The 7,114-nt window shown below is 43.6% G+C and carries 9 protein-coding genes; all 9 read left to right on the plus strand.

What is annotated here, in order from left to right; translation table 11 throughout:
- On the plus strand, positions 1–244 hold a 244-nt coding region (locus J7J62_01970), incomplete at its 5' end, for a 30S ribosomal protein S18 (protein MCD6123922.1).
- 15 nt (positions 245–259) lie between these two features.
- Positions 260–709 carry a 50S ribosomal protein L9 gene (gene rplI / locus J7J62_01975; GenBank protein ID MCD6123923.1) on the plus strand — a complete coding sequence of 150 codons (450 nt, stop codon included), beginning with the start codon at positions 260–262 and terminating at the stop codon, positions 707–709.
- Positions 710–832: 123 nt separating this feature from the next.
- Entirely contained in the window at positions 833–1,522 is a 690-nt protein-coding gene (locus tag J7J62_01980; protein ID MCD6123924.1) for a DUF3307 domain-containing protein, read from the plus strand.
- 11 nt (positions 1,523–1,533) lie between these two features.
- Complete coding sequence (locus tag J7J62_01985; GenBank protein ID MCD6123925.1) at positions 1,534–2,004, plus strand: bifunctional nuclease family protein; 471 nt, start codon at positions 1,534–1,536, stop codon at positions 2,002–2,004.
- 147 nt (positions 2,005–2,151) lie between these two features.
- Positions 2,152–2,664, plus strand: a complete 513-nt coding sequence (locus J7J62_01990; protein MCD6123926.1) for a gamma carbonic anhydrase family protein — start codon at positions 2,152–2,154, stop codon at positions 2,662–2,664.
- A gap of 1 nt (position 2,665) precedes the next feature.
- The gene (locus J7J62_01995; GenBank protein MCD6123927.1) at positions 2,666–4,471 is read left to right on the plus strand and encodes a penicillin-binding protein activator; all 1,806 of its coding nucleotides are present in this window, start codon (positions 2,666–2,668) and stop codon (positions 4,469–4,471) included.
- A 1-nt stretch (position 4,472) separates the two neighbouring features.
- Positions 4,473–5,366: a tRNA pseudouridine(55) synthase TruB gene (gene truB, locus J7J62_02000; GenBank protein ID MCD6123928.1), complete on the plus strand. Its 894-nt coding sequence runs from the start codon at positions 4,473–4,475 to the stop codon at positions 5,364–5,366.
- A gap of 12 nt (positions 5,367–5,378) precedes the next feature.
- Entirely contained in the window at positions 5,379–6,170 is a 792-nt protein-coding gene (gene mazG, locus J7J62_02005) for a nucleoside triphosphate pyrophosphohydrolase (GenBank protein ID MCD6123929.1), read from the plus strand.
- A 72-nt stretch (positions 6,171–6,242) separates the two neighbouring features.
- Positions 6,243–7,114: glycosyltransferase family 2 protein (locus J7J62_02010; GenBank protein ID MCD6123930.1), on the plus strand; the 872-nt coding region annotated here is incomplete at its 3' end.

Consider the following 7,114-nt stretch of genomic DNA (forward strand, 5'->3'; position numbering starts at 1 on the left):
AAAGAAAAAAGCTAAAAAGAAAGCGATAAGAAAATTAAAGCCTTGCCCATTCTGCCTTGACCCAACGCTTGAGATCGACTATAAGAACTACGAGCTACTAAGGAAGTTTGTCAACGACAGAGGGAAAATCATAGCAAGAAGAAATTCGGGCGTTTGCGCAAAACATCAAAGACGGCTTGCAAGGGAGATAAAACGGGCAAGATTTCTTGGGCTAATACCCTACATAGTTTACACATACAGATAAAAAGGCAGGTTCGAAATGAAAATAATACTCATACAACCTCACCCAAAACTTGGCGATGTGGGCGATATAGTTGAGGTAAAAGATGGATTTGCCCGTAACTATCTTATTCCCAAAAAATTTGCCATCCCTGCGACCAAGAGCAATTTAAAACAGATTGAAATGCTTAAAAAGCGCAAGCTTACGATAGAGGAAAAACGCAAAAAATACCTCCAGCAGCTTGCCGAAAAACTTGCCCGCACATCAGTTGACATAGTCGTCGAAACAGATGAAGAAGACAGACCTTTCGGCGCAGTATCCGCGGGTCAAATTGCTGATGCATTACAAAGACAGGGATTCAATGTCGATAAAAAACAGATAATAATTGAAGAACCCATAGACAGCCTCGGCGTGTATAATGTAAAAATCAAGCTACACCCAGAAATAGAAACCAAAATAAGGCTCTGGGTTCTAAAAAGCGAAAAGTAGGAAAACCACAAACCCCTACCAAATTATTAATTTTTCCGTCTTATCTTAACGATGAACCTTTTTATTTGCAAAATTTGAAACATTGAGTTTAATTTCGAGTAGTTAGCAAAGAGGGGTATTGTTATGCAGGCTATTTTTTGGCGACTTTTAGCAGCTCATCTTTTTGTTGATTTCCCGCTAAGAAACCATAGGCAGCTTTACAACATAACTGAAGGCAAAAAATTCTTTCTTCACATTGTCTTTGTTATTCTGCTTAACCTTGCCGTTTTCGGGGAGGCTGCATTCTACAGGCCTGTGCTTTTCCTGATGATATTTTTAGTCGTTTTCGCACATGCTGTTCTCGATACTGTGCTTCTTCGCAAACCCAAAGACAATGCAAGGTCTGAAGGAGTAAGCTTCTTTTTGTTCCAGCTTATTATGATTGCCTTTTTAATGGTTTTGGCTTGGATTTTCTCGAGAGGGCGAAGATATGGATACACATTACCCTTTTTACAATTTTCGCTCGCTATAATAGCGATATGGGCTGCCCCCACCATCATTCACATAGTCAAAAAGATGAAAGCTAATGCACCAGAAATAGGATTATTTGAAGAGCCATTCGGTAGGCTTGCTGTTTTCGAGCGCGCACTACTTTTCGTTGCCATATCGTTCGGGAAAGCTACATTCTTAATAGCTGGCGTCGTTATCGCGGTGATAATCCGTGGTTTGCTCATACTTAACGAAGAAAATGTTCCAAAACCCATTGTGGAATGGGCGGTAGCTATTGCAGCAGGTCTTTTGAGTCGATATCTTATATTTGGAAAAATATTTTAGGAGATAAACTTATGGTAGAGGGTGAACTTGCATATCTTGCGCTCGATAGGAAATCAGGCGCTATAGCTATGCTTCTGCGTCGTCGCGACAACAATCTACTGCTGCCTATATGGATAGGAAACCCTGAAGCCTATTCGATAGCTATGGCACTTGCTGGCATCAAGCCGCCGAGACCAATGACCCACGACCTTATAGTCGACATTCTGTCTGCGATAAATGCAAAACTTTCAAGGGTAGTAATAACGGGACTTAAAAACGAGACTTTCTACGCACTGCTGCACATAGATCGCGGAGAAACAGAGACCTATGTTATCGACGCCCGCCCAAGCGACTCGATAGCACTGGCGGTAAGAACTGGTTGCCCGATATTTCTTTCTGAGGACATGCAATACTTTGACCTCGACAACCCCAAGACACCATTGGAGCAAGAGCTGTCGCAAATACTCTCAAGACTAAGCCCAGACGAACTAATAGGTTTCTGAAAGAACCGTAAAAATGAGATGCTCTTTGTAAAAGAGGAATGGACTAACTTTTATTTTGATGCACCTATGAATTTATCTGTTGACTTTGCACAGCGTAGGTAATGAATTATATCTTCTTAAGTTAATCTTTATAGAGTGGGAGGGACCATGGTTATCGAACATCACGGCAAGAAACCCAGAATACATTCTGACGCTTTTGTGGCTGAAACAGCCGTTGTGATAGGAGATGTAACCATTGGCAAGGATTCAAGTATATGGTATGGTGCTGTTCTAAGAGGAGACATAAACTCTATAACTATCGGTGAACGAACAAGTATTCAGGACAATTGCGTCGTTCATGTCGATGAAGACAAACCAGTAGTAGTTGGCGACGATGTTACAGTGGGACATGGCGTTATTCTTCACGGTTGCAAGATAGGAAACAAGGTTCTTGTTGGTATGGGAGCTGTTATTTTGGACGGAGCAGAAATCGGGGATGGAGCTATCGTAGCTGCTGGCGCTGTAGTCAAAGAGGGGCAGGTAGTGCCACCTTTAACCCTTGTGGCAGGAGTTCCAGCACAACCTAAGAAAAAACTCGACGAAAGTGTCCTCGAAGCCCTCAAGGAACACGCAGAAAAATACTCCAAATACGCAAAAACATACAGCAAGGATGAAAATTAACATGACCGGGAAAAGATTTCTTTGGGTTGTTTTTGTTCTGATAATCATAACTTGCTCGCATGCGCAGTATAGCGTACTTAAGGATACATACAGGCTTGCTGAAAAATATTACTCGCAAGGCTCTTACAAAGATGCACTACCTCTTTTTTCCCAGGTTTTCATCCAATCATCCGACAAGGACTTGCGGGCTAAGGCGATTTACATGAAGGCTTTATGCGAGTATAAACTGGGCGACTACTCCCCTGCAGCCGTCGATTTCTCTGACTTCATGAAAATGTTCCCTGACCATCCACTATATTTTCGGGCAGCGCTTTATCTTGGCAACTGCTATTATAAATTAGGTAGCTACCTCAAAAGTGCGCAGGCGTATGGGATTGCACTTCTTTCTCGCGATGCTCGCGAAAGGCACCAAGCAGCAAAATCATTCAACGACTTACTTTGGGGCTACCTTCCCACTGAGAGTTTCCCTGCATTGCTTGATGTCGTTGACCATTCACTGGAGGGGATGGTTGGAGTCTGGTGGCTCAGACGACTTCAGCACGATGGCGAACACGCAAGGGCACTTCGCGAGGGTAGAAAACTCTTGCAAAGACTTTATACCCCCGAAGACAAAAGTATGCTTCAAGAAGAATTAACCAAGGTTGAAAACTATCTGAAGAAACATCTCGTCGTGGCACTTCTCGTTCCACAAAGCGGGGACTACGAAAGCTATGGTCGTCAGGTGATAAACGGCGCTAAGCTTGCATTCAGCAAGCAAGGAATAACCAGCGTTGAGCTTAAAGTAATCGATTCAGGTGGTGAACCACTTAGAGCTGCCATAGCCATAAACGACTTATTAAAAACTACTACACCGCTATGTATCATAGGTCCTATAACGAGTGACGAGACAGCAGCCACGGGGGTTATAGCAGGCACATATAAAGTCCCGTTAATAACTCCTACAGCCTCAAAAGATGGCATAGCTGAGCTTTCGCCGTATGTCTTTCAGCTTCTCGCAAGCCCAGTAAAAAGCTCTTACTACATCGGGAAATTCGCAGCCTCACAACCTGAAAACGACACATTCGCTATCCTTGCCCCAGATGATGAACTTGGACACAACTGTGCAGAAGCATTTTCAAAAGCAATAATTGAGGCGGGGAAAAAGATTATTGCCTACAAATTTTACCCAACCAATACTTTCGACTTTTCGCCATTTTTGGCTCAGATAAAGGAACCAATACTGAAATTTTACGACAGGTACATAACGAGATTCCCTAAGGGAGACCCAAGATTCTATGATTGCAAACCCGACCAACCAGTTGAGGATTGTCCGCTTAAGGAACGCAAGGATTGGAGTGTCCATATAGATGGATTGTTCCTTCCCGCTTACTACGACGAAATAGAAATCATCCTCCCACAGGTTCCATTCATGTACATAAACACCACCATATTCGGTGCTAATGGCTGGGTGGTTGATGATTTGAGCAAAAATCGCAAACTGGCGAAATACCTTGATGGCGCTATTTTGATTCCTGACGACTTCTACATCGACCCGAGTTACGATAAATGGCGAAAGTTTGCGCGGGAATACAAATCTGCTTATGGTCGGTATCCATCGAGAGTAGCTGCGCTGGGATACGATGCGGCAATGCTCGTTATAAATGGGATAAACAGCGGCGCACTAACGCAAGAACTTATGCGCGACTTCCTTTCGGGCGTTTACGATTACAACGGTGCCGCAGGACCAGTAAGCTTCGACCAGAATGGTGCAAACACAAAGGCATTCATAGTAAAATTCGTTGAGGGCAAACCGGTCAGAATAAAGTAATATGCCGAAAAACGACATCATCAACGGTGGTTATCTTGTAATAAAACCCAAAGGGGTCACATCACGCGGTGTCGACAACATAATAGGGAAATTATTAGGCACCCGCCGTGTGGGACATGTCGGCACTCTCGACCCATCAGCGACAGGACTTTTGCCCGTACTAATAGGCAAAGCCACAAAAGTAGCATCTTTCATAGATAGCGGCGTAAAAGGTTACAGCGTCGAAATAGTTCTCGGAGTAACCACTGATACTGATGACTCGACTGGTGAGGTGATAGACGAAAAGCCAATCGAAGTCGACGAAAAAACAATAAAGAATGTGATAGAAGGGTTTATCGGCGAAATAGAACAAGTTCCACCACGATACAGTGCAAAAAAATACTATGGTGTTCCTCTCTACAAACTCGCAAGAAAAGGAGTAGAAATAAAACTTGAACCTCGCAAGGTTAAGATATTTTCCATAGAGGACATAGACATCAAATTGCCAAGAGTAAGATTTAATGTGGTTTGCAGCACTGGAACTTACATGAGAGCACTGGCAAGAGATATAGGTTTTAAGCTTGGCTGTGGCGCGCACCTTAGCTGGCTTGAGAGAACACGAGTTGGACCTCACAGAATAGAAGACGGCATCCCGCTCGAGGAGATAGTGAAATCAATACGGGAAGGCGAACCTCAAAAATACCTTCTCAGTGTTAACGAGCTTCTCCCCCACTTAAAAAGGGTTTCAGCCGACCCTATGGAAGCATGGAAGGTAAAACATGGGCAAATAATTCCACATCTCGCTTATGATGTGGCTTCAGGCGAGATATTCGCTATCGAAAACTCGGACGGGGAAATAATTGCTATTGCCGAAAAAACGGACGGAGGATATAAATACAAGCGGGTGTTAACCTGATTGGAGGCGAGAATGGACGGAAAAACGGGTGAACTTTTCGAAAAGCTTGTAGAAATCGTGAAAAAGCTAAGAGCTCCTGGCGGCTGTCCATGGGATCGCGAACAAACGCACGAGTCACTGCGACCAAATATAATCGAGGAAGTGTATGAGCTTGTTGAGGCTATAGACTCCAAAGACTACGATGCAATGAAAGAAGAACTCGGCGATATACTGTTGCATGTTCTCTTCCACGCCGATATAGAACGAGAAGCAGGGCGATTCGATATTAATGATGTTATAGTTGGAATAACCAGCAAGCTTATAAGACGGCATCCACATGTATTTGGCGAAACAAAAGTGAAAGACACCGAGGAAATACTACACAACTGGGAACAAATAAAACTTAGGGAGCGCAAAGAAAATTCATCTCATGCATCGCTCCTTGACGGCATACCAAAAAGTATGCCAGCACTTCTTGTGGCGCAGAGAATGCAGGAAAAAGCTGCAAGGATAGGTTTCGACTGGGAAGACATAAAGGATGTCTTGAAAAAGGTGCATGAAGAACTCGCTGAACTTGAGGAATCAATAGCTAATAATGAGAGAAACTCACGAATTGAAAGTGAACTTGGAGACCTTATTTTTGCTATAACAAATCTTGCGCGATTTCTCGGCATAAATGCTGAAATGGCCCTAAGGAAAACAAATGAGAAATTTTCCTCACGATTCAGACATATAGAGAAGAAGTTGCGCGAGCTTGGGGTAGAAAATCCCACTCTTGAGTTGATGGACAAATTTTGGGATGAAGCTAAGGAGCATGAAGAGTAGCTTATGTCAAAACCTTAACGCTTTCATTGATTTCGCTTGTGATTTAGCGTTTTATTGGTTATTTAGCTTAAAATGATTGGTGAGGGAAAAAAGCTCTCGGTTATTGCGCCCGCATACAACGAGGAAGAAAACATTATCCCACTTGTCGAGGCATTCGCAAAAATTCGCGAGAAGCTTCCGTCGCAATTTGAGTTGATAATTGTCGATGATGGTTCGACCGACTCCACCAAAGAAGTAGCGGAGAAAATGGCCTCAGAATACGATTTCGTTAAGGTTGTGTCCTACCACAAAAATCGTGGCAAAACATATGCAGTAAAGGCAGGGCTTGAGGCTACGGATGGAGATTACATTGTTATTTTCGATGCGGATTTGCAATTTTTGCCCGAAGACATTCCGCCAATGATCGAGAAACTTGATAATGGCGCAGATTTAGTCGCTGGATACAAGGTTGGGAAGTATCAAAAGCCTGTGGTTTCAAAAATTTACAACTGGCTTGGGAGAATTCTTTTCAAGGTTCCTGTTCGGGACATGAATGCATTGAAGGCGATGCGCCGTGAGGTTCTCGAGAATACCCCTTTTAGACCTGACTGGCATCGTTATATAGTTATCTGGGCACATCAGAATGGCTACAAAATAGTTGAGCAGCCAGTAACTCTGCGACCTCGCCAACGGGGAGTGTCAAAATATCGCGGGCTGGGTAGAGTTCTTATAGGACTTTTCGACATGGTATCGGTCTGGTTCCAGACAAAATTTGCGCGAAGACCCATGCTATTTTTTGGCACAGCGGGGCTTGTCACATTCGGACTTGCAGTTCTTATAGGCATTGTCGCCATAGTGCTCAGGTTCGGATTCAACAAGGGCTATCGCCCACTCCTTACGCTGGTTGCGATGCTTGCGAATATAGGAGTCATACTATTTATAGGCGGTTTCATCGGCGAGATGGT

Source organism: bacterium, assembly GCA_021159335.1.
Classification (GTDB): Bacteria; UBP14; UBA6098; order B30-G16; family B30-G16; genus JAGGRZ01.

Coding starts and splice junctions, on each gene's coding strand:
- J7J62_01990 (MCD6123926.1), top strand. CDS start 2,152: ATGGTTATCGAACATCACGGCAAGAAACCCAGAATACATTCTGACGCT.
- rplI (MCD6123923.1), top strand. CDS start 260: ATGAAAATAATACTCATACAACCTCACCCAAAACTTGGCGATGTGGGC.
- mazG (MCD6123929.1), top strand. CDS start 5,379: ATGGACGGAAAAACGGGTGAACTTTTCGAAAAGCTTGTAGAAATCGTG.
- J7J62_01985 (MCD6123925.1), top strand. CDS start 1,534: ATGGTAGAGGGTGAACTTGCATATCTTGCGCTCGATAGGAAATCAGGC.
- truB (MCD6123928.1), top strand. CDS start 4,473: ATGCCGAAAAACGACATCATCAACGGTGGTTATCTTGTAATAAAACCC.
- J7J62_01980 (MCD6123924.1), top strand. CDS start 833: ATGCAGGCTATTTTTTGGCGACTTTTAGCAGCTCATCTTTTTGTTGAT.
- J7J62_01995 (MCD6123927.1), top strand. CDS start 2,666: ATGACCGGGAAAAGATTTCTTTGGGTTGTTTTTGTTCTGATAATCATA.